Annotated in this window: 23 protein-coding genes and 1 tRNA gene; 10 read left to right on the forward strand and 14 right to left on the reverse strand. The window is 63.4% G+C overall.

Features of this window, described 5'->3' with window-relative positions; genetic code table 11:
* Positions 1-13 precede the first annotated feature (13 nt).
* Positions 14-223: a DUF1737 domain-containing protein gene (locus HNR59_RS02745; RefSeq protein ID WP_183825634.1), complete on the reverse strand. Its 210-nt coding sequence runs from the start codon at positions 221-223 to the stop codon at positions 14-16.
* Positions 224-253: 30 nt separating this feature from the next.
* Positions 254-1,123 carry an HpcH/HpaI aldolase/citrate lyase family protein gene (locus HNR59_RS02750; protein WP_425488653.1) on the reverse strand — a complete coding sequence of 290 codons (870 nt, stop codon included), beginning with the start codon at positions 1,121-1,123 and terminating at the stop codon, positions 254-256.
* 188 nt (positions 1,124-1,311) lie between these two features.
* Between HNR59_RS02750 and HNR59_RS02755 the strand changes: the two genes are divergently transcribed.
* Positions 1,312-2,481 carry an NAD(P)/FAD-dependent oxidoreductase gene (locus HNR59_RS02755; RefSeq protein ID WP_183825640.1) on the forward strand — a complete coding sequence of 390 codons (1,170 nt, stop codon included), beginning with the start codon at positions 1,312-1,314 and terminating at the stop codon, positions 2,479-2,481.
* 12 nt (positions 2,482-2,493) lie between these two features.
* On the opposite strand, the gene HNR59_RS02760 is transcribed toward HNR59_RS02755, so the two are convergent.
* From HNR59_RS02760 to HNR59_RS02780, 5 genes are all read right to left on the reverse strand, one after another.
* Complete coding sequence (locus HNR59_RS02760) at positions 2,494-3,495, reverse strand: esterase-like activity of phytase family protein (RefSeq protein ID WP_183825643.1); 1,002 nt, start codon at positions 3,493-3,495, stop codon at positions 2,494-2,496.
* Between the two features lie 107 nt (positions 3,496-3,602).
* Positions 3,603-5,492 carry a cobaltochelatase subunit CobT gene (cobT, locus tag HNR59_RS02765; protein WP_183825646.1) on the reverse strand — a complete coding sequence of 630 codons (1,890 nt, stop codon included), beginning with the start codon at positions 5,490-5,492 and terminating at the stop codon, positions 3,603-3,605.
* A gap of 3 nt (positions 5,493-5,495) precedes the next feature.
* Complete coding sequence (locus HNR59_RS02770; RefSeq protein WP_183825649.1) at positions 5,496-5,726, reverse strand: methionyl-tRNA formyltransferase; 231 nt, start codon at positions 5,724-5,726, stop codon at positions 5,496-5,498.
* A 12-nt stretch (positions 5,727-5,738) separates the two neighbouring features.
* A complete protein-coding gene (cobS, locus tag HNR59_RS02775) occupies positions 5,739-6,725 on the reverse strand; it encodes a cobaltochelatase subunit CobS (RefSeq protein WP_183825652.1) in 987 nt (328 codons plus the stop codon).
* A gap of 126 nt (positions 6,726-6,851) precedes the next feature.
* The gene (locus HNR59_RS02780) at positions 6,852-7,466 is read right to left on the reverse strand and encodes a J domain-containing protein (RefSeq protein WP_183825655.1); all 615 of its coding nucleotides are present in this window, start codon (positions 7,464-7,466) and stop codon (positions 6,852-6,854) included.
* Between the two features lie 192 nt (positions 7,467-7,658).
* Between HNR59_RS02780 and HNR59_RS02785 the strand changes: the two genes are divergently transcribed.
* Positions 7,659-7,961 carry a BolA family protein gene (locus HNR59_RS02785; protein WP_183825658.1) on the forward strand — a complete coding sequence of 101 codons (303 nt, stop codon included), beginning with the start codon at positions 7,659-7,661 and terminating at the stop codon, positions 7,959-7,961.
* Positions 7,962-7,973: 12 nt separating this feature from the next.
* Here HNR59_RS02785 and HNR59_RS02790 read toward each other — a convergent pair whose 3' ends face one another.
* The 4 genes from HNR59_RS02790 to HNR59_RS02805 form a co-directional block, all read right to left on the reverse strand.
* Positions 7,974-8,867 carry a dihydrodipicolinate synthase family protein gene (locus tag HNR59_RS02790; protein ID WP_183825661.1) on the reverse strand — a complete coding sequence of 298 codons (894 nt, stop codon included), beginning with the start codon at positions 8,865-8,867 and terminating at the stop codon, positions 7,974-7,976.
* Positions 8,868-8,974: 107 nt separating this feature from the next.
* On the reverse strand, positions 8,975-9,874 hold the full coding sequence (locus HNR59_RS02795) for a transporter associated domain-containing protein (protein ID WP_183825664.1): 900 nt from the start codon (positions 9,872-9,874) through the stop codon (positions 8,975-8,977).
* Positions 9,871-10,986 carry a 3-dehydroquinate synthase gene (gene aroB / locus HNR59_RS02800; protein ID WP_183825667.1) on the reverse strand — a complete coding sequence of 372 codons (1,116 nt, stop codon included), beginning with the start codon at positions 10,984-10,986 and terminating at the stop codon, positions 9,871-9,873. Before aroB ends, HNR59_RS02795 begins: the two co-directional genes overlap by 4 nt.
* Entirely contained in the window at positions 10,983-11,579 is a 597-nt protein-coding gene (locus tag HNR59_RS02805) for a shikimate kinase (RefSeq protein WP_183825670.1), read from the reverse strand. Before HNR59_RS02805 ends, aroB begins: the two co-directional genes overlap by 4 nt.
* A 129-nt stretch (positions 11,580-11,708) precedes the next feature.
* Between HNR59_RS02805 and HNR59_RS02810 the strand changes: the two genes are divergently transcribed.
* The 5 genes from HNR59_RS02810 to HNR59_RS02830 all read left to right on the forward strand — a co-directional run bounded on the left by HNR59_RS02810 (position 11,709) and on the right by HNR59_RS02830 (position 15,727).
* A complete protein-coding gene (locus HNR59_RS02810) occupies positions 11,709-11,861 on the forward strand; it encodes a histidine kinase (protein WP_183825673.1) in 153 nt (50 codons plus the stop codon).
* Entirely contained in the window at positions 11,858-12,835 is a 978-nt protein-coding gene (locus HNR59_RS02815; protein WP_183825676.1) for a site-specific tyrosine recombinase XerD, read from the forward strand. The genes HNR59_RS02810 and HNR59_RS02815 overlap by 4 nt, the downstream gene beginning before the upstream one ends.
* A gap of 106 nt (positions 12,836-12,941) precedes the next feature.
* A complete protein-coding gene (locus HNR59_RS02820) occupies positions 12,942-13,892 on the forward strand; it encodes an acetyl-CoA carboxylase carboxyltransferase subunit alpha (protein WP_183825679.1) in 951 nt (316 codons plus the stop codon).
* Positions 13,893-14,196: 304 nt separating this feature from the next.
* Entirely contained in the window at positions 14,197-15,486 is a 1,290-nt protein-coding gene (locus HNR59_RS02825) for a L,D-transpeptidase family protein (RefSeq protein ID WP_183825682.1), read from the forward strand.
* Between the two features lie 7 nt (positions 15,487-15,493).
* Positions 15,494-15,727 carry a sulfurtransferase TusA family protein gene (locus HNR59_RS02830; RefSeq protein ID WP_183825685.1) on the forward strand — a complete coding sequence of 78 codons (234 nt, stop codon included), beginning with the start codon at positions 15,494-15,496 and terminating at the stop codon, positions 15,725-15,727.
* Between the two features lie 92 nt (positions 15,728-15,819).
* Here the strand turns inward: HNR59_RS02830 and HNR59_RS02835 are convergent, their stop codons facing one another.
* Together HNR59_RS02835 and HNR59_RS02840 are read right to left on the reverse strand one after the other, a co-directional pair.
* Positions 15,820-16,923 carry a CobW family GTP-binding protein gene (locus HNR59_RS02835; RefSeq protein ID WP_183825688.1) on the reverse strand — a complete coding sequence of 368 codons (1,104 nt, stop codon included), beginning with the start codon at positions 16,921-16,923 and terminating at the stop codon, positions 15,820-15,822.
* Positions 16,924-16,933: 10 nt separating this feature from the next.
* A complete protein-coding gene (locus HNR59_RS02840) occupies positions 16,934-18,049 on the reverse strand; it encodes a D-alanyl-D-alanine carboxypeptidase family protein (RefSeq protein ID WP_183825690.1) in 1,116 nt (371 codons plus the stop codon).
* Positions 18,050-18,240: 191 nt separating this feature from the next.
* On the opposite strand from HNR59_RS02840, the gene HNR59_RS02845 reads away from it, so the two are divergent.
* The 3 genes from HNR59_RS02845 (at position 18,241) to HNR59_RS02855 (ending at position 20,342) form a co-directional block, all read left to right on the forward strand.
* Complete coding sequence (locus tag HNR59_RS02845) at positions 18,241-19,404, forward strand: M20 aminoacylase family protein (RefSeq protein ID WP_183825692.1); 1,164 nt, start codon at positions 18,241-18,243, stop codon at positions 19,402-19,404.
* Positions 19,405-19,503: 99 nt separating this feature from the next.
* Positions 19,504-19,580: transfer RNA gene (locus tag HNR59_RS02850), tRNA-Arg, on the forward strand.
* A 105-nt stretch (positions 19,581-19,685) separates the two neighbouring features.
* A complete protein-coding gene (locus HNR59_RS02855; protein ID WP_183825695.1) occupies positions 19,686-20,342 on the forward strand; it encodes a CatB-related O-acetyltransferase in 657 nt (218 codons plus the stop codon).
* Positions 20,343-20,372: 30 nt separating this feature from the next.
* On the opposite strand, the gene lpdA is transcribed toward HNR59_RS02855, so the two are convergent.
* Positions 20,373-21,767: a dihydrolipoyl dehydrogenase gene (gene lpdA, locus HNR59_RS02860; RefSeq protein WP_183825698.1), complete on the reverse strand. Its 1,395-nt coding sequence runs from the start codon at positions 21,765-21,767 to the stop codon at positions 20,373-20,375.
* Positions 21,768-21,770: the final 3 nt, after the last annotated feature.

The following is a 21,770-nucleotide window of genomic DNA, read 5'->3' on the forward strand; positions in this document are numbered from 1 at the left end:
AGGAGCCCGGCGCCTACCAGTCGCTGAGCTTCGTTTCGCCGGGCTCGTACTCCTGCCCCTCGACATCCTTCACCACCGCCTGCCCGCAGCGCATGACCTTTTCCTTTTTGTCATAGGCATAGGTGGGCGAGCCGTAGAGATGCCAGCCCTTGTTCAGGGCAGCCGTCACCTTGTGGCAGAAGGTGGCGTCATCGACGGCGGTCAGAAAACGGTAGAGTCGCATCGGATCTTCCTGTGAGAAACGGAGGCGCCATCATGCAGCGATGGCGGCCGCTTTCGCCAGCAGTTTTTCGGCCTGCGCCAGATGCAGGCGCTCGACCATGCGCCCGTCGAGAGCGATCACGCCCTTGTCCCGGTTTTCGGGATGCGCAAAGGCATCGACGATGGCCTGTGCCGCGGCAAGCGCGGCAGGCTCCGGCGAAAAGGCAGAGTTGGCGGCCTCGATCTGCGATGGATGGATCAGCGTCTTGCCGTCGAAGCCCATACTGGCCCCTTCCGCGCATTCCCGGAGAAATCCTTCGGCATCGCGGAAATCATTGTAGACGCCATCGAGCATATCGAGCCCGCCTGCGCGCGCGGCGAGCAATATCTGCATTAGCCACGGAATCACATAACGCCGGTCGGGCTTAAGCGAGACGCCGGTTTCCTTGGCGATGTCGTTGGTTCCGATCACGAAGCAGGAAAGCCGCGAGGCGGGATCGCGCCCAAGCTCGGCGATGGCGCCGCTGTTCATCAGCCCCCGGGGCGTCTCGATCATCGCCCACAGGGCGATGGAAGAATCCTCATCGAGCTCGTCCAGACGGTCATTGGCTTCCAGCACGTCGCGCGCCGTATCGACCTTGGGCAGCAGGATGGCATCCGGTTTACAGGCAACGACCGCCGCGAGATCATCCTCGCCCCATTCGCTGGACAGCGCATTGATGCGCACCACCATCTGCGCGCGCTGCGGACGGGCGGCGAAAATGCCGGCCAGCTTCCGCCGCGCCGCCGCCTTCTGGTCCGGCGAAACCGAATCTTCCAGATCCACCACGATCGCATCGCAGGGCAACTGCCCGATTTTGGCCAGCGCCTTGTCGTTGACGGCAGGGACATAAAGCACGGAGCGACGGGGGCGGTTCTGCATATCGGTCATCTGGCCTTTGTGACCCGGCAGGCTGGCCCTTGCAAGAGCTTGCGGCAAGACCTTTTTTCGGCCAGACAAAACGCATCCGGCATCGCCCGGTTATCAGATTCAGAAACGCATTGTTCGGGCAATGCGCGCAGGATGGCGACAGCCATCATGACCGGAACAGGAAAATCGGGAATCGCATCATGACGAAATACGACATCGTCATCATCGGCGGCGCAATCATGGGTGCGTCGCTCGCCTACTATCTGCGCAAGGAAGGCTTTTCGGGATCGCTCGCCGTGATCGAGCGTGATCCGAATTTCACCCATTCGGCCACGACGCTTTCGGCAGCCTCCATTCGCCAGCAGTTTTCGCAACCTGAAAACATCCGCTTGTCGCGCTTTACCCTCGACCTGTTCCGCCGGCTGAAGCAGGAGTTCGGCGACGAGGCCGACATCGGCTTTCGCGAAGGCGGCTATCTCATTCTGGCCACGGAAGAGGGGCTGCCGGTCTTGCAAGCCAATCACGGCGTGCAGCTCGCCGAAGGGGCCGACATCGTTCTGGAGGACGCCGCCACGCTGGTGAAGCGCTTTCCCTGGCTGTCGGGCGAGGGGGTGGCCGCCGGCGCCTATGGCGTGAGCGGCGAGGGCTGGTTCGACGCGCATGCCTATCTGCACCTCTTCCGCAAGGCGCTGCGCAGCATGAAGGTCGATCTCGTCACCGCCTCGGTCACGGCCATCGCCCGGCAGGGCGACAGGGTCGCCTCGGTCACGCTCGACACTGGCGAGACGCTGGAGGCTGGACTGGTGGTCAACGCGGCAGGTCCGAACGCCGGGAAGGTCGCCGCTCTCGCCGGCATCGAACTGCCGGTAGAGCCGCGCAAGCGCAACGTTTTCGTGTTCGAGGCGCGCGAGCGCTATGAGGACATGCCGCTTCTGGTCGACCCCTCCGGCATCTATGTGCGCCCGGAAGGCTCGGTCTACATCACCGGCGGGGCCGAGGACGAGGCGGGCGAACAGGCGGCCGACCCGACCGATTTCGAGCCGGACTGGAGCCTGTTCGAGAACGAGATCTGGCCGGTGCTGGCCACCCGCATTCCCGCCTTCGAGGCGATCAGGATGACGCGCGCCTGGGTCGGCCACTACGACTACAACGTGCTCGACCAGAACGCGGTGATCGGCCCGCACCCGCAGGTGGCGAACTTCATCTTCGCCAACGGTTTTTCCGGGCATGGGTTGCAGCAGGCGCCTGCCGCCGGCAAGGCGCTGGCGGAACTGATCGTGCATGGCGCATACCGCACCATCGACTGCCGGGCGTTTTCCTATGAGCGGATCGTGGAAGGCCGCGTGTTCCGCGAGCTCAACGTGATCTGACGGATCTGTACGTCAGTCATCGTGCAGCACGAATTCGAGATAGAGATTGCGCTGCAGGATTGAGTAATTGTCGTCCGACATCATCGAGATCATGGTGGCGCCGTCTTCGCGCCGCCACACATCGAGCGCTTCCATATTGTCGATCTGAAAGGTCATGTCGGCCTGCAGCAGCACCGGCCCGTCGACCAGCGCGCCCTTGCCGATGCTGTCGCCGGCAATGCGGCGCAGCCGCATGCGCACTCCGCCCATGAGCGTGTAGCTGCGCTCCAGCAACAGCAGATCGCCGCCGGGCAGGAAAGCGCCATCGGTGATGTCGAAACCGTCATAACGGCGCACGGTGAAAATGCCTTTGCGTGGCCCTTCGGTCACCGCGGCAAAGACGTTGCCCTGACGGTCGATGCTCTTTTCGGTGACCGCCACCAGCGCCCCTGCGAGCGGCCCGTCCTCCGGCGCATGGGCAACGGTCTCGAAGCCGCGGTTCTGACGCAGCTCATGGGCCGGTACGAGAAAATCGACATTGCCGATGGCCGCCTTCATGCCCTCCGGATCGAGGCGAAAACGGCTGATGCGGTGCCGCCGCTCGAAGCCGACAAAAACCTCGCCATTCTTCACCGAAAGCCCTTCGGCATCGACTTCCCACTTGTCGACGACAGCGTTGCCCGTCGCATCGACCATCTGCTGCAGGCGCATCCGCTCGATGCCCGCAGGCCGGCCAGCATCGTCGCGCGCGATCCGCCCGAACAGCCAGACGCCGACATCCGAGACGGCGACGAAATCGCGGCCGGGGGTCAGGAAGCGCATGGACGAGATGCCGCCGAAGTCACGTGCCAACGAGGACATTTCCAGTCCGCCGACGAACTCCAGCTGGCCGAAGCGCTGCGCGCTGCGGCCGATATGGAAATAGCCGATCTGGCGGGACGACACCTCGACCTGCTGGACGGGCGCCGGCTCGGCAAAGGCGGGGAATGCCAGCAGGCAGACAAGCGCGAACAGCAGTCCACGCCACAGATTCATGGAAAAGTTCCGGCGAAAGCGCGCAGCGAAACTTCTGCCGGCCAGATCTCCGGAGCCTTGCCGCGGCTGCAGGAAAAGCGGCCGTGCTCCAGCCGCGCTGGCGGGCATCAGGATGCCCGTCGCGATCCGCGTCCGTGGGAGCTTTCTTCCTCGAACAGCGAGGCAAGCTGCTCGGTCATCGCGCCGGCCAGTTCCTCGGCATCGACGATGGTGACGGCACGGCGGTAATAGCGGGTGACGTCATGGCCGATACCGATGGCCAGAAGCTCGACCGGCGAGCGCGTCTCGATCAGGTCGATAACGCCGCGCAGATGCCGTTCCAGATAGTTGCCGGGATTGACCGACAGGGTGGAATCGTCGACCGGCGCGCCGTCCGAGATCATCATCATGATCTTGCGCTGCTCCGGCCGGGCCATCAGCCGCTGATGCGCCCACAACAGCGCCTCGCCGTCGATGTTTTCCTTGAGCAGGCCTTCGCGCATCATCAGCCCGAGATTGCGGCGCGCGCGCCGCCACGGCGCATCGGCGGATTTGTAGACGATGTGGCGCAGATCGTTGAGGCGGCCGGGATTGGCGGGCTTGCCATCCTTCAGCCACTTCTCGCGCGCCTGCCCGCCCTTCCACGCGCGGGTGGTGAATCCGAGGATCTCCACCGAAACGCCGCAGCGCTCCAGCGTGCGGGCCAGAATATCGGCGCAGGTGGCGGCAACCGTGATCGGACGGCCGCGCATCGAGCCGGAATTGTCGAGCACCAGCGTCACCACCGTGTCGCGGAATTTGGTGTCGCGCTCCTGCTTGAAGGACAGCGCCTGCATCGGATCGATCACCACGCGCACCAGACGCGCCGGATCGAGATAGCCTTCCTCCAGATCGAAGTCCCACGAACGGTTCTGCTGCGCCATCAGGCGGCGCTGGAGGCGATTGGCGAGCCGGCCGACCACGCCCTGCAGGTTGGCGAGCTGCTTGTCGAGGAAAGCGCGCAGGCGGTCGAGTTCTTCTTCCTCGCACAATTCCTCGGCGCCGACGGTCTCGTCGAACTGCGTCGTATAGACCTTGTAGTCCATCTCCTTCGCCAAATTGGAGAAGGGATTTTCGCCGCGCCGCGCCTCGCCGGGATTGTCGGCATCGGCGTCGTCATCATCGGAAAGGTCTTCCGACATGGCGTCGTCAGCTTCCGCCTCGGCCTGTGAATCATCGTCCTCGGAGGCAGCCGCTTCCTCGGCCTGCGCATCCTCCGAGCCGGAATCCTCCTCGCCGCCATCCTCGGAATCGTCGCCGCCCTGCGGCTCCTCTTCCTGATCGTCCTCGGAGTCCTCGGTCTCTTCTTCTTCCTCGAACTCCTCGGCCATGTTCATGGAGGCGAGCATGTCGCGCACGATGCGGCCGAAGGCCTGCTGGTCCTCCAGCTTGCCATCCAGCCCGTCAATCTCGGCGCTGGCCTTTTCCTCGATCCAGCCGCGCCACAGATCGACCAAGCGTTCGGCGCTCGGCGGCACCTTCTGGCCGGTCAGGCGTTCGCGCACCAGAAGGGCGACGGCTTCCTCAAGCGGCGCCTCTTCCCGGTCGCGCACCTCGGCAAGATTGGCCTTGGCGTATTTGTCTTCCAGCATGGCGTCGAGATTGCCGGCAACGCCCGCCATGGCGCGCGCGCCGATCGCCTCGACACGGGCCTGCTCGACCGCGTCATAGATGGCGCGGGCCTGCTTGCCCTCGGGCGCCAGCCTTGTGTGGATACGCTGATCGTGACAGGCGCGCCGCAGAGCCATGGAATCGCCGATGCCGCGGGTGACCGCGATGTCGGCCAGCGTCGGCTTCTTCGGCAGTTCGGGAAGCCTTGCCCGGTTGCCGGCCATCGCCGGCTTGTCCTTGGCAAAGGAGATTTCCATTTCCCTGTCATTGGAAATGGCGCGCATGCAAACCGTCATGGCGCGCTTGAAACCATCGGTCTCAGCGCCTGACTTCGGTTTGTTTCGTGTGTTGTCGCCGGGGCCTGCCATTGCCTAAAGCCCAAAATGACGGGTCAGAATCTCTACCAACTGCTTCGCAGTATCTTCATCCAACTGGATAGACTGGCTGACCTTGCCAGGAATATCGCGTGTTTTTCGACCCATAGTATTGATCTGGAGAAGCTTTCTGCCGTCGAGCTCATGGCAAAAATAGATAGCGGGAATGGCATCATGCAACTTGATGTTCTGAAGCTTTCCTTCTTCAAAGCTAGCTATTAACGCCATGGAAATTCATCCTCACCCCAGAACGACGTTCGCCGCGCTCTCCGGCAGATCCTCGCCGAACACGCGCTGGTAGAATTCAGCCACCACCGAACGCTCCAGCTCGTCGCACTTGTTGAGGAAGGTCAGCCGGAAGGCCATGCCCACATCCTCGAAGATCTCGGCGTTTTCGGCCCAGGTGATCACCGTGCGCGGGCTCATCACCGTGGAGAGATCGCCGTTGATGAAGGCCGAGCGCGTCATGTCGGCGACACGCACCATCTTGTTGACGATCTCGCGGCCCTTCTCGTCGCGATAGTGCTTGGCCTTGGCGACGACTATGTTCACTTCGTTGTCGTGCGGCAGATAGTTCAGCGTGGTGACGATGGACCAGCGGTCCATCTGCGCCTGGTTGATCTGCTGGGTGCCGTGATAGAGACCCGTGGTGTCGCCCAGACCAACCGTGTTGGCCGTTGCAAACAGGCGGAAAGCGGCGTGCGGACGGATGACGCGGCTCTGGTCCAGCAGGGTCAGGCGGCCGGACGATTCCAGCACGCGCTGGATCACGAACATCACGTCGGGACGGCCGGCATCATATTCGTCGAAGCAGAGCGCCACATTGCGCTGATAGGCCCAGGGCAGGATGCCGTCCCGGAATTCCGTCACCTGCTTGCCGTCCTGCAGGACGATGGCGTCCTTGCCGACCAGATCGATACGGCTGACATGGCTGTCGAGGTTGACGCGCACGCAGGGCCAGTTGAGACGGGCTGCGACCTGCTCGATATGGGTCGACTTGCCGGTGCCGTGATAGCCCGAAACCATCACCCGGCGGTTGTAGGCAAAGCCTGCCAGAATGGCGAGGGTGGTGTTCCTGTCAAAAAGGTAGTCGGGATCGACTTCCGGTACATGTTCGCTCGTTTCGGCATAGGCCGGCACGACCATTTTCGATTCAAAACCGAAAGTGTCCTTCACCGAAACCGTCGTATCCGGCAGGTTGGCGATGTCTCGATCCACCTTGTTCATGATGCTTCCAACGTCTCCGCAGGCGAAAAAACTATATTTCGCCGGTTATGATGGTTTGTCCGGGGCGGTCTTAAAGCCTTTTCCGGCCGGATGAAAGTTGGAAAAGCGCTCTGGCCCTGTCACTTATCAGCACAGGCCTGCCTGCTTGAGCACCCGGTAAGCCTGCAAAACGTCTCTGAACCTGTCTTCCGATCCCCGGTCGCCGCCATTCGCGTCGGGGTGATGGCGTTTGACCAGTTCCTTGTAGCGGGTCTTGATGTCCGTGGCGGTCGCCTGCGGCGTCAGTCCCAAAGTCTCCAGCGCCTTGGTTTCCAGCGGCCGCGCCTTGCGCTGACGCGGCGGATTGTTCGGATCGGTCCCGAACATGTTGAAGGGATCGCGCACGCGGTTGTAATAGCCGGCACGCCCCGACCGGGCCTGCGCGAAATCCGGCGCCGAACGGGCCGAGCTGTTGACGCCCATCTTCCATGTCGGACGATGGCCGGTCATCGCTTCCTTCTGGAAACGGGCGACCTCGGAGTCCGACACGCCGGAAAAATAGTTGAAGCCCTTGTTGTACTCGCGCACATGGTCGAAGCAGAAGCGGAAATACTCGCCTTCGCGCATCCGCCCCACCGGCGCGCGATGGGTGCCGGGCTCGCAGCAGCCGTCCCACTGGCACACGGGCGCGGTGGTCTTGGCCTCCGCATCCTTCTCGCGGCGGATGCGAATCTTGTCGAAATATTTGGGATACGCTTTCATTTGACCGTTCTATGGGGCCTTCGCCGCCGCGAAACAAGAATTGACATTTACGCTTTCGTGTCCCTAACCCGTCGAGAGGGCTGATCACGCGCGATTTTGCGCACTCTGTGGCAATGATGTCCGCGATGGAAATTCCCGCGGCGGGCAGCCATATCCCGGAAAGCAGAGCCCATATGGTAAGGAGCCGCGTGGATGTCCAGACAGGATCGGATCGAGAAGAAGCTGACGGGCGCTTTCGCGCCCGAGCGGCTTGTCGTCATCAACGAAAGCCATCTCCATGCCGGTCATCACCACCATGATTCCGAGCATCATGCCACCTTCGACGGCACCGGCGAAACGCATTTTCGCGTGCGCATCGTCTCGCCCGCCTTCGCCGGCATGAACCGGATCGAACGCCACCGGGCCGTCAACGAGGCGCTGGCCGGCGAGATCGCCGGCGGCCTCCATGCGCTGGCCGTGGAGCCTGCGGCACCGGGCGAAAAAACCCGCTGGTAGCTTGCCCGGAAACTATGGCGCTCCGAGCGCCTCCAGCGCTGCTTCCACCCTTGCACGGGCCTCGCCCGAAAGCGGAAGGATCGGGCGCGGCGGTGCCAGGCTGTAGAGGCCGAGGCTATCGGCCACCGCATACATGACGCGAAAGCTGCCGAATTCCTGAAACAGCGCCCACAGGGGCCGGAACCTTGCATCGATCCGGCGAACTTCGGCCTCATCCCGCGCCTGAGCCGCACGCATCAGCGCCAGTGCAGGCGCGGGCAGCAGCCCGGCAATGACGCTGAACCATGCATCACAGCCTGCAAGCAGGGCATTGGCGGCACCCCAGTCGCCGCTGTAACCGATCGTGAAATCCTGCGGCAGGCGGGCCCGCAGGCGCGCCAGCTCTCCGGTAAAACCGCCGTCGGCCGGCAAGGGCATCTTGACGGCCGCGATGTGCGGCACCTTCGCCAGCCGGGCGATGAGGTCTTCGCTGAAGGTGAATTTCGTGGTGCCGGGATTGTTGTATATGCACAGCGGCAGTTCGCCGGCCTCCGCCACCGCCACCATGTGCTGAAAAACTTCTTCCTCCGTCAGCGGCGTGTAGGACATGGGCGCGACCAGCAACCCGTCGGCGCCCGCTTTGCGGGCATCCATTGCCAGCGCCTGCGCGTCGTCGGTCCGCAGCGCACCGACGCCGACAAAAAGAGGACGCTTGCCACCCAGGCATTCGACCGCGACACGAACCGCGCGCTGCCGTTCCGAAGGCGTGAGATAGGCATAGCCGCCCGTGCTGCCGAGCAGCCCGACCGAATCCGCTTCCGTAGCCACGATGCGCCCGATGAGGGCGGCAAGCAGCTTCTCCTGCACATGCCCCTGCGCATCGGCAGGCGTGGGCGGAAAAGCCGAAAGTCCGTCAAACAATCCCAAAGCTCACTCCCATGGCAATCCGGCCGGATGCTACAGACGCGCGTCCCCCATGTCCGCAAGCCTGCGGCGCTGAACCGTTGGTGCAGCGGCCAGTCCTGATGGCGGGCCTACTGGCGGGGTGGGGGAGCAGGCGGAACGGCGATCAGAGCCTGCGCTTCATCCACCGGCCTGATCCTGAGCCGCGCGATGCGGTTCTTGTCGCGTTTCATTACCACAAAGCGCTTGCCGTGGAAGGTGAAGGCCTGCTTCTCTTCCGGAATCGACTGCGTTTCATGAATGACGAGCCCAGCGATGGTCGTTGCCTCCTCATCGGGAAGGTCCCAGTCGAGCGCGCGGTTGAGATCGCGGATCGGCACGGTGCCGTCCACAACCACCGAGCCATCGGCTTCCTTCTTGACGCCGGCCAGATCGATGTCGGTTTCATCCGCGATCTCACCGACGATCTCCTCGATGATGTCGCCCAGCGTCACCAGTCCCTCGACCTCGCCATACTCGTCCACCACGATGGCGAAATGCGCCTTGCGGCGCAGGAAGGCGTTGAGCTGCTCCTGCAAGGTGGTGGTGTCGGGAACGAACCACGGCTTTTCGGCGAACTTCATGAGGTCGACGCGCGCAAGGTCGTTGCCGGCTTCATCGAGCGCCCGCAACACGTCCTTGGCGTGCAGCACGCCAACGATATTGTCCAGCGAACCGCGCCATAAGGGCATGCGCGTATTCTGGCTCTGCAGGATTTCCCGCACGATCACCTCGGGCGTGTTGTCCGCATTGAGCGAGCGCATATTCATGCGGTGGACCATCACGTCCGAGACTTCGAGTTCATCCAGTTCGAAGCGTTCGCCCAGCCACTGCCGGTCGGCGCGCGTTCCGTTGCCGCGCTGCAGTTCCTCGCCGCCATTATCTCCGGCGCGGACATAGCCCATGGCTTCGGCCAGCCTGTGGCGCAGCAGAAACGCCGCGGCACCGAGTACCGCCAGCACAAGGGCAACGATCCAGCCGGCCTGCGTCATCCGGGATGGTTCTCCTTCAGGAAGGCCAGCACCTCCGAAGTCGGCACGTCGCGGGCGATGAAGGACTGGCCGATGCCGCGGGTGAGAATGAAAGTCAGCGCGCCGCGGCTGACCTTCTTGTCCTGCGCGATGAAGGAAAGCAGGGTATCCGCATCGGGCAGTCCACCCGGAACGTCGGCCATGCGCCACGGCAGGCCGACAGCCTTCAGATGCGCCTCGACGCGCGCCGCGTCGTCGGGGCTGGCAAGGTTCATGCGCGCCGAGAACCGATGCGCCAGCGCCATGCCAATGGCGACTCCTTCGCCATGCACGAGGCGGGCGCCGTCATAGGCGACCGCCGCCTCCAGCGCGTGGCCAAAGGTGTGGCCGAGATTGAGCAGCGCCCGGTCGCCGGTCTCGAACTCGTCACGCGCCACCACGTCGGCCTTGGCGCGGCAGGATTGCGCGATCGCCTCGATGCGAGCCGGCCCGCCGGAAAACACTTCCTGCCAGTTCTTTTCCAGCCAGGCGAAGAAATCAGGCCTGTCGATCAGCCCGTATTTGGCGACCTCGGCATAGCCGGCTCGGAACTCACGCGCGGGCAGCGTGTCGAGCACGGCGGTGTCGGCCAGAACCAGCTTCGGCTGATGGAACACGCCGATGAGGTTTTTGCCGCGCGCACTGTTGATGCCGGTCTTGCCGCCGACCGAAGAGTCGACCTGCGCCAGCAGCGAGGTCGGCATCTGCACGAAATGCATGCCGCGCCGCACGATGCCGGCGGCAAAGCCGGAAAGGTCGCCGATGACGCCGCCGCCGAAAGCGATCACCGCATCGCCGCGCTCCAGCCTTGCGGCCAGAACCGCATCGACGACTTCCTGAAGCGCCGTGAAATTCTTGGTCTTTTCGCCGGCCGGCAACACCACGGAAGAAGACGCGATACCGCCCGCGTCAAGGCCTGCCTTCAGCGTTTCGAGATGGGTGGCCGCGACATTCTCGTCGGTGACGATGGCGACGCGAACGCCCGGAAGCCGGCTGCCGATCTCTTCGCCGGCACGCGCGATCAGCCCCGGCCCGATCAATATGTCATAGGCCCGCTCGCCAAGCCCGACCTCGACCTTTACGTCTTCGCTCACTTGTTCACCTCGCCGGAAAATTCCATATGGCGGCTGATCGCCTCGATCACCTCGGCGGCGATCACCTCCTTGGTTTCGTCGCGCGTCACCACCGTCGCGTCGGCCAGGGCATAGACCGGATAGCGCTCATCCATCAGCCGGCGAAGAACGCCGCGCGGATCGGGATCGCGCAGGAGCGGCCGGTTCTGCTTCTTCGCCACCCGCTCCATGAGCAGGTCGAGATCGGCTTTGAGCCAGACTGACACGCCATGGCTGGCGATGGCCGCGCGTGTCTGCTCGTTCATATAGGCGCCGCCGCCGGTGGACAGCACCTTAGGCCCCCCTTCGAGAATGCGGGCGATGACGCGCTGTTCAAGCGCCCGGAACTCGGGCTCGCCATAGGCTTCGAACAGTTCCGGGATGGTCATGCGCGACACATCCTCGATTTCGAGATCGCTGTCGACGAAAGGCAATCCGAGCGCCGCCGCAACCTTGCGCCCGATCGAGGTCTTGCCGGCCCCCATCAGGCCGACAAGCACGATGCAGCGTTTGCCCAGCCTGTCGAGGAGGGCGGCGCGGCCATGCTGCAATTCGGGTGCCTGCTGTTGGGTCATCGTGGCGTATCCACATGAAAAGGCGTGTTGCGTCAAGCAGCGGTGCCATCTGCATGCCCTTGAAATGGCCGCAACACCGCCTCATAAGGAAACAAATCCGGGCCGGCGAGAAAGAACCAGCGAAAATTCATGCCGACACTCTTCCGCTTCGTTGTCACGCTCGCCGTTCTGGCCGGCATCGTTTACGGCGCCATGGTGGCGCTGGTGATGTTCGTGGAGCCGAAGCAGGCGGAGCTCAGCGTACGCATTCCGGCCGAAAAGCTGAACCCGCAAAAGCCATGAAGGATGCAGCCCGCATCGAGGCTTTCCTCGAAATGATGAGCGCCGAACGCGGCGCGGCGCTGAACACTCTGGAGTCCTACCGCCGCGACCTCGAAGATGCTTCCGAGATCATTACAAGCGGGCTGGCGCAGGCCGATACGGCAGCTTTGCGCGGCTATCTTGATAGCGTTGCCGCGCGCGGCTTCGCGGCCTCCTCGCAGGCCCGAAGGCTTTCGGCGCTGCGCCAGTTTTTCGCCTTCCTCTATGCCGAAGGTCTGCGCGATGACGATCCTACAGGCACGCTGGACAGCCCGAAGAAAGCATCCACGCTGCCGAAGATCATGAGCGAGGCCGAGACCGGCCGCCTGCTCGACCGCGCCGCGCTGGAAGCCGCCGATCCGGCGCTCGCCGGTGGCGACGCGGTTACCCCTTTGCGCGCCGGCGGCGACGCGGCTGCCCCTTTGCGCGCCGGTGGCGACGCGGTTGCCGCCCTGCGCCTGCACGCGCTGGTCGAGGTGCTTTATGCGACGGGCCTGCGCGTGAGCGAGCTGGTCGGTCTGCCGGTTGCGGTGGCCTTGCGAGACGAGCGCTTCTTCGTGGTCCGGGGCAAGGGCAACAAGGAACGTATGGTGCCGCTTTCACCCAAGGCGCGGGCGGCCATGCAGGCATGGCTCGCCGCACGCAACAAAATTCCGGCCTTCGCTGAAAGCCCGTTCCTGTTCCCGGCGGCATCCGAAAGCGGCTATCTGGCACGGCAGGTCTTCGCCCGCGATCTCAAGGCGCTGGCCGCCCGGGCCGGCATTTCAGCCGAAAAAATATCGCCTCACGTGCTTCGCCATGCTTTCGCCAGCCATCTGCTTCAGAACGGTGCGGATCTGAGAGCTGTCCAGCAGCTTCTCGGCCATGCGGACATCTCCACCACCCAGATTTACACCCATGTTCTGGAAGAGCGGCTTATGCGCCTTGTCAATGACCACCATCCGCTTGCCGACTAGGCCTCATATCGTTATGTGAGGGCGACATTTCGCGTCTGATAACCTTCTGTTCAGGGTTGCGCAGGCATCAATCAACGCCATTTCCGGCGCACTGGTCCGATCACGAATGTACAATTATCTCGACTTCGAAAAACCGGTTGCCGATCTCGAAGGCAAGATCCTGGAACTGAAAAAGCTCGCTGAAGGCGGCGAATCCGTGGATGTTGCCGATGAGATCGCACGGCTTGAAAAGCGCTCCCGCGACGCGCTGCGCGACCTCTACAAGGCCCTGACGCCATGGCAGAAGGTGCAGGTTGCGCGCCATCCCGACCGTCCGCACTGTCTGGAGTATGTGCGAGGCCTGTTCACCGACTTCACCCCGCTGGCCGGCGACCGCACCTTCGGCGAGGATCAGGCACTTATCGGCGGCTTCGCCCGCTTCCGCGGCGAGCCGGTGGCGATCCTCGGTCAGGAAAAAGGCTCCGATACGGCCAGCCGCCTGAAGCACAATTTCGGCTCCGCACGTCCTGAAGGCTACCGCAAGGCTGTGCGCATCATGGAGCTTGCCGACCGTTTCGGCATTCCGGTCATTTCTCTTGTCGATACGGCGGGCGCCTATCCCGGCGTTGGCGCCGAGGAACGCGGCCAGGCCGAGGCCATCGCCCGTTCGACCTCGACCGGCCTTGGCCTCAAGGTGCCATCCATCTCCATCATCATCGGCGAGGGCGGATCGGGCGGTGCGATTGCCATCGCCATCGGCAATCGGGTCTACATGCTGGAACATGCCATCTATTCGGTGATCTCGCCGGAGGGTGCCGCCTCGATCCTGTGGCGCGACACGACGCGCTCGAAGGACGCGGCGACCAACATGAAGATCACCGCGCAGGACCTGCTCAATCTCAAGATCATCGATGCGGTGATTCCCGAGCCTCTGGGCGGAGCCCATCGCGGCCCTGAGGCCGTCATTAGCGCCACCGGCGACCTGATCGCGCGCACCATGAAGGAATTCGGCGAGGGAAACGTCGATTTCCGCGAGCAGCGCCGCGAAAAATATCTGGCAATGGGCCGCAACCTCTGATCGTTGCGGCCGCCACCGCATTTTCGCCATAAAGATGCCGCCGCATCCTGCAATAACGCAACCGTGAAGGCTGTTGCGTGCATGAGGAGTGCGGTGGTGGCTTGTGGTAAGGATTTCGCAAGGTTAACGAGTTTATAGCAAATTGAGGAAAAGGCCCGCGATCTGCATATCGCAGGGGCCATTTCCGGTGGAATTGAGCGGCCATGCCATTCGTGAGAGAATGGCTCGAAATGTTCTCTTCCGCCTGTATCGACGTTCAGGCCGCCGGAAGGCAGGCCAATGCAGAAAGACGAAGAGCGTGTCCATGCTGACCAGATTCGCCAGGGCCGGACTTCTCATCGGCGCCATTGGAGGCGCCATAGCGCTTGCCGGCTGTACCGATTCCTCCATCGGTGACTTCGCCCCCCAGCACGCCAACCGCCAGCTTCCGCCGAAGATCCAGCAGGCCATGAAGGCCAAGGGCATGAACAAGACCGCGCCGGTCATGGCCCGCGTCTTCAAGGAAGAAGGCAAGCTGGAAATCTGGAAGCAGAAGACCAACGGCCGCTACGACCTGATCGCCAGCTATGACATCTGCAAATGGTCGGGCAAGCTCGGGCCGAAGTTCACCGAGGGCGACCGTCAGGCGCCGGAAGGCTTCTATACGGTGCGGCCGTCGCAGATGAAGCCGAACTCGCAATATCATCTTGCTTTCAACATCGGCTACCCGAACACCTATGACCGCGCCAACGGGCGCACCGGGTCCAACCTGATGGTCCATGGCGCCTGCTCCTCGGCCGGCTGCTATTCGATGACCGACCAGCAGATCGAGGAGATCTACGCCTTCGGTCGTGACGCCTTCCAGGGCGGCCAGACCGAGTTTCAGGTGCAGGCTTTTCCGTTCCGCATGACCGCCGCCAACATGGCCCGCTACCGCAACGACCCGAACTACGAGTTCTGGAAGATGCTGAAGGTCGGCTACGATCATTTCGAGCTGACCAAGGTGCCGCCGAAAGTCGACGTGTGCGATCGGCGCTATGTGTTCAACCAGATTCCGGTCGACGGCCAGCCCTTCAACCCGACCGGCGCCTGCCCGGCAAGCTCCCAGCCCGATTCGCTGAAGGTCGCCTACACCAGCTACCAGAGCACCTATGAGGCAGCCTTCAACAGCGCGCTGAAATCCTCCACCCCCGCGCCGAAGCCGACCATCGCCGGCCTCAAGGAGGCCCATATCGTCTCGGAATGGACACGCAAGCGCGCCCGTGGCGAACGCGTGCCGGTCGAGCCGCCATCCCTGAACGCTGACGGCACCATCACCCAGACCGAACGCATGGGGCGCATCGATTCGGCGGAAGGCCGCCGCATGGCCGCCATCGACGCCGAGCAGGACGCGAAGAAGAAAGCTGTCGAAGAGAAGGCAAGGGCTGTCGCCGCTGCAAAGGCGGCTGCGGAAGCGCAGAAGGTGGAAACCGCCGCGGCCGCAAAAGCTGCTGAAATCGCCGCGCAGACACCGCAGCAGGCACTGGAGATCCAGGCGGCTCAGTCCGGCGCTCCCGCTGACGACGGCGCCGCCGCGAAGCTGAAGAAACGCCTGCTTGGCATGTTCGGCGGCTGATGGCGTCTTGGCCGACAGTACGGATGTCTATGACCTGAAAGGTCTCAACTGTCCCCTGCCGGTGCTGAAGGCGCGCAAGCGCCTCGCGGGCCTGCCCACGGGTGCGCGCCTGTGGCTGGAAACCACCGATCCGCTGGCCGTTCTCGATATTCCCGCCTTCTGCAACGAAGCCGGCCACATCGTCATCGAAACCGCCGCAATTGACGGCGGCCATCGCTTCCTCATCGAGCGTGGCAGATAGCCGGGCGCCAGCCTCAAAACAGAAGCCTGAAAAATCACGCTAAAACAATATCTTGAAGTTTCCTGCCGTCTTGCGGATGGGAAAGCGGCGCTTCAGGTGCCGGGTATTGCCAGCGGATTGTCTTCGAGTGCCGCACGGTCCGGCATGTCGATCTGCGGCGTGTTGGTGATCGCCGCGAACAGGCGCTTCACATAATCGCCCGGCATGTCGAGCGTGATCAGCACCAGCCGCGTCCCGCGCCTGTCGTCGGGCCAGGCTGGCAGGCGTGCCGGCGGATGCAGTATCTTCTGCACGCCGTGTACCACCAGCGGCCGCGACGGATCCTCGGCCAGTTCCACGATGCCCTTCATGCGCAGAAGGTTCTCGCCGTGGCTTGAGCGCAAAAGGTCGAGGAACATCTCGATGGCCGCGAACGGCACCGGCCCGTCATGAACCAGCGTGTCGGTGCGGATACGCGAATCGTGATGGTGATGCGCATGGCCGTGGTCGCAATCATCATGATGATGGTGACCATGATCGTGATGATCATGTCCCGCCTCGCCCAGCCAGCGGCGCACATCGGCGATCTTGGTTTCGGGGTCGTAGAGGCCGCAGCCGAACAGCTCCGCAAGCCCTGCATTGCGGACATCGAGGATGGGCGCGGAGGGATTGAGACGGCTGAGCCGCGCCAGAAGTCCCGCCGGCACCGCCTCGTCCGGAACCATGTCCAGCTTCGACACGATGATGCGGTCGGCGACCGCCGCCTGCTTCACCGCTTCCATATGGGCGTCCAGCGTGGCCGCGCCGTTGACCGCATCGACCAGCGTCAGCACGCCGTCCAGCCGGAAGGCCTGGACGAGCACGGGATGCGCCATGATCGACTGGAGCACGGGGGCCGGATCGGCAAGACCGGTCGTCTCGATGACCACGCGCGACAGCGACGCGATGCGGCCAGTCTGCACCCGGTCGACCAGTTCGGCCAGCGTGTCGACCAGTTCGCCGCGCACCGTGCAGCACAGGCAGCCGTCCGACAGTTCGATGATGCCGTCGGATGCCTGCTCGACCAGAAGATGGTCGATGGCGACGTCACCGAATTCGTTGATGATGACGGCGGTATCTTTCAGCTCGGGGTTCTTCAGCAGACGATTGAGCAATGTCGTCTTGCCGGAGCCGAGAAAGCCGGTGAGCACTGTGACCGGAATGGGAAAGCCGGACATGAACACGCGATCAGCCGCCCTGTGCCGAGGCTGCGAATGTCGGCGGCGGCAGGTCCGGACGCCAGCCCGGCACCGGCACGTCGGCAAATTCCGCACGACCGACCATGGCTTTCGGCACCGGCCCGGTTGCCCCGCCCAGATCCACCACCACCAGCTTCGGATCGGTGAGCTTTTGCTGGTAGATCGATTTCGGCCCTTCTTCCTTCGGCCCGGTGGAGGCCTCCGACTGGGCGTTCGCCTCGGCCGGCTTGCACACCACGGGGCGCAGATTGGTCGATGTCTGGGTGTCGCCGTAAGGGGCGAGCGTCGCGATCGTCGTGGTGCCCTGCGCCGGCGTGGCAAAGCCGATGTCGAGCAGCTTGGCGACCGCTTCGGCGCGGGTCAGGCCATTCTTTTCACCAAGCACCACAGCCGCCAGCGTGCGGCCGTTGCGGGTGGCGGTGCCGACCAGATTGAAGCCCGATTCGCAGACAAAGCCCGTCTTCATGCCATCCGCGCCCGGATAGCGGCCGACCAGAAGGTTGTAATTGGGAATCCTGGTCTTGCCGAAGGCCAGTCCCTCGATGCTGTACCAGGAATTGTACTGCGGGAAATCACGGCGCAGGGCCGCCACAAGCAAGGCCATGTCGCGCGCGGTCGTGTATTGCTCGGGCGAGAACAGGCCGTTGGGGTTGACGAAATGCGTGCCGGTCATGCCGAGACGGGCGGCTTCGGCATTCATGCGCTTTGCAAAGTCCGCCTGCGTGCCGCCGATATTCTCGCCGATGGCCATGGCGACATCGTTGGCCGACTTGATCATCATCATCTTCAGCGCGTTGTCGAGCCGCATCACCTGCCCGGTCTTGAAGCCCATCTTGCTGGGCGGCTGGTTCACGGCATTGCGCGTCATCCGGATCGGTGAATCGAGCGCCGCCTCTCCCGCCTCGATGGCGCGGAAGGCGACATAGGCGGTCATCATCTTGGTCAGCGAAGCCGGGTACCAGCGCTTGAACGCATCCTCATGCGAAATGATCCTGCCAGTGTTCAGCTCGAAAAGAAGCGTCGGGCTCGCGGCAGCAGTCATTGACGAAGCGGCAAGCCCGATTGCGCCAAGAAGCGCCAGTTTCACGAAACGCGTGGGTATCATGTCTATCCGAATATCCTGTACCGCAGCCGGTCTGGCTCCAGAGGAACCGCAAACAGGTCCGCAAACAATGGCGACAGCGCTCTTCCCCGGCCGCTTCAGCCGGTGCTATTTAACCTATATGACATCAACATGGCAAAAGGCAGATGTTCATCATGCCTGTGCCACATGTCCATCTGGAGTCGATATCCGTCATGCCAATTCTGAACCGCGCCGCCGAAATGCAGGAAGAGATCGCCGGCTGGCGCCGCCATCTGCACAGCAACCCTGAAATCGGCTTCGACGTGTTCGCAACCGCAGATTTCGTCGCCGGCAAGCTGCGCGCCTTCGGCTGCGACGAGGTGGTGACGGGGATCGGCCGCACCGGCCTTGTCGGCGTCATCCGCGGCAAGCTGGGCGATGGCCGCGTCGTCGGCATTCGTGCCGACATGGACGCCTTGCCGATCACCGAGATCACCGGCAAGCCTTACGCCTCGTCCCATGAAGGGCGGATGCACGCCTGCGGCCATGACGGCCACACCGCCATGCTGCTGGGTGCGGCCGCCTATCTGGCCGAGACCCGCAACTTCGCCGGCACCGTCGTCGTCATCTTCCAGCCGGCCGAGGAATCCGGCGGCGGTGGCCGCGAGATGGTCAGGGACGGCCTCATGGATCGTTTCGGCATCGAACAGGTGTTCGGCATGCACAATCTGCCGGGCCTGCCCGTCGGCCGGTTTTCGATCCGGCAGGGGCCGATCCTTGCCGCCACCGCCGAATTCGACATCAGGGTTTCAGGGCGCGGCGGGCACGCGGCCATGCCGCACCGTTCCAACGACCCCATCGTCGCTGCCAGCCATCTGGTTGCCGCCACCCAGTCGATCGTCGGACGAAATGTCGACCCGCTGGAAGCGGGTGTGGTGTCGATCACGAAATTCCATGCCGGCGATGCCCACAACATCATTCCGGAAAAGGTCGCGCTCGCCGGCACCGTGCGCACGCTGAAGGGCGAGACCGCAACACTGGTCGAGCAGCGTCTGCAAGCTGTCTGCAATGGAATTGCCGCAACCTTCGGCGTCGAGGTCGAGCTGGATTTCCGCCAGAACTATCCCGTCACCTTCAACCATGCGCAGGAAACGGATTTCGCCGGCACTGTCGCCATCGGTGTTGCCGGCGAGAGCCAGGTCGACCGCGCCATGCAGCCGCTGATGGCGGGCGAGGATTTTTCCTACATGCTGGAAGCGCGCCCCGGCGCCTTCATCTTCATCGGCAATGGCGACAGCGCCGGCCTTCACCACCCGGCCTATGACTTCAACGACGAAGCCATTCCCTACGGCGTCAGTTACTGGGTGAAGCTGGCCGAACAGGCCCTCGCCGGCTGAAACCGGAGGCTTCGCGCATTTTTTGCAGGCCGGCACGGCTTTTTTGAAGGCTTCCAGCCTTGGCGAGCCGGCCTGAAACCGTTATGTGTCTGCGCCAGTGGTCCCGTAGCTCAGTAGGATAGAGCGGCAGATTCCTAATCTGTAGGTCGCAGGTTCGATTCCTGCCGGGATCACCACCTCATCAGCCCCGATGCCCTGAACTGTCTGCGTTCGGCATGCGTATCGGCGCGCAACCAGAAGGCCGGTTCCGGTGCGAACCGATCAGGAAAGCGAGAGCCGCAATGTCGAACCAAACCCTGCCGCAAAAGCACTGGTCGGTCGTGGAATATCTCCATGAGACCGTGAAAAATCCCAACATCCACATTCGCGGGCGCAACAGCTACTACAGCAACGCGTGGACCGGCTCCTTCGAGGACAGCGTGGTGCGCTATCTCTATGGCGACGCCTACAGCCTGAACGCATGGGAGCCGCAGTGGGAAATCGACCAGCTCCATATCGGCGATTATGTGTGCATCGGGGCCGAGGCCGTCATCCTGATGGGCGGAAACCACACCCACCGCACCGACTGGTTCAGCCTCTATCCCTTCGCCGATGTCATTCTCGACGCCTACAAGACAAAAGGTGACACCATCATCGCAGACGGTGCCTGGATCGGCATGCGCGCCATGATCATGCCGGGCCTTACCATCGGCGAAGGCGCCATCGTCGCTTCCGGCGCGATCGTGACGAAGGACGTAGCGCCCTACACCATCGTTGCCGGCAATCCGGCCGCGCCCGTGCGCCGGCGTTTCCCTGATGCGACGACCGATGCCCTGCTGGCGCTCGGCATCTACACATGGGAGCGCGAAAAGTTCGATGCGCTGCGGCCGGTCCTGTGCGCCGACGACATCGACGCGCTGGTCAGGGCCGCCGCCGACTACGACGCCGGCAAAGCCTGAGCCTCATCATGCCTGAACCGCCGCGGCGGTTCAGGCGTGCAGCGCCAGACCGAGCGCCTTAAGCGCTGCTTCCTGGAAAGCCTCGCCCTGCGTGGGATGCGCATGGATGGTGCCGGCGATGTCTTCCAGCCGCGCGCCCATTTCCAGCGCGAGTCCGAAGGCCGCCGACAGCTCCGACACGCCCTGCCCCACCGCCTGAATGCCCAGCACCAGATGATTGTCGGCACGCGCCACGACGCGCACGAAACCGTCCTCGCCCTGCCGCGTCATGGCGCGGCCATTGGCCGAGAACGGGAACTGGCCGATCTTGATCTCGCCCTGCGCCTTTGCCTCATCCGGGGACAGGCCAGCCGTTACCAGCTCCGGATCTGTGAAGCAGATGGCGGGAATGGCGCGCTTGTCCCAGCTGCGCCGATGCCCGGCCACGATCTCGGCAACCATCTCGCCCTGTGCCATGGCCCGGTGCGCCAGCATGGGCTCGCCGGTGACGTCGCCGATGGCATAGATGCCGCGCATGGAGGTGCGGCAGCGATCATCGATGCGGATGAAGCGGCCGTTCATGTCGAGGTCGATCTCCTCGAGGCCCCAGCCTTCCGTCACCGGCCTGCGCCCGACGGTGACGAGCACCTTGTCGGCAGCGATCTTCCTGTCCTTGCCCTCGGCGGTCTCGACCAGAAGCGCATCGCCCTTCGAGGACATTCCCTTGGCTTTCGCGCCGACCAGAACGTCGATGCCAAGGGCCGCAAGCCGTTTGGAGACCGGCCGCACCAGCTCGGCATCATACTGAGCAAGGATGCGCGGCAGCGCCTCCACGATGGTGACCTTCGCCCCCAGCTTCGCGAAGGCAGTTCCAAGCTCCAGCCCGATATAGCCGCCGCCGACAACCGCCAGCCTCTGCGGCACGCTCTTCAGCGACAAAGCCTCCGTAGACGAAATCACCTGCCCCCCGAACGGCAGCGAAGGCAGTTCGACCGGCGCCGAGCCCGTAGCGATGACGACATTTTCCGCGCGGATGATCTGCTGGCCGATCTCCGTCTCGACCTCGACCGTCTTGCCGTCGCGAAAGCGGGCGCGCCCCTGCACATATTTCACCCGGGCTTTCTTCAACAGCCCCGCAACGCCACTGTTAAGCCGACCAACTATACTGTCCTTCCACCCGATCGTGCGACTGAAATCGAGCGCCGGCTCCTTCACGGAAATGCCGAGCGGATCATCTGAGCCCACCCACAGCTTTGCCTTCTCGAACTCTTCGGCAGCATGAATCAGCGCTTTTGAGGGGATGCAGCCGACGTTGAGGCAGGTGCCGCCGGGTTTTGCAGCCTCGACGATAACCGTATCGATGCCAAGCTGGCCTGCCCGTATGGCGCAGACATAACCGCCTGGACCGGCCCCGATGACCAGAAGCTTGCAGGAAATATCCTTCATTTC

Source organism: Aquamicrobium lusatiense (assembly GCF_014201615.1).
GTDB lineage: Bacteria > Pseudomonadota > Alphaproteobacteria > Rhizobiales > Rhizobiaceae > Mesorhizobium > Mesorhizobium lusatiense.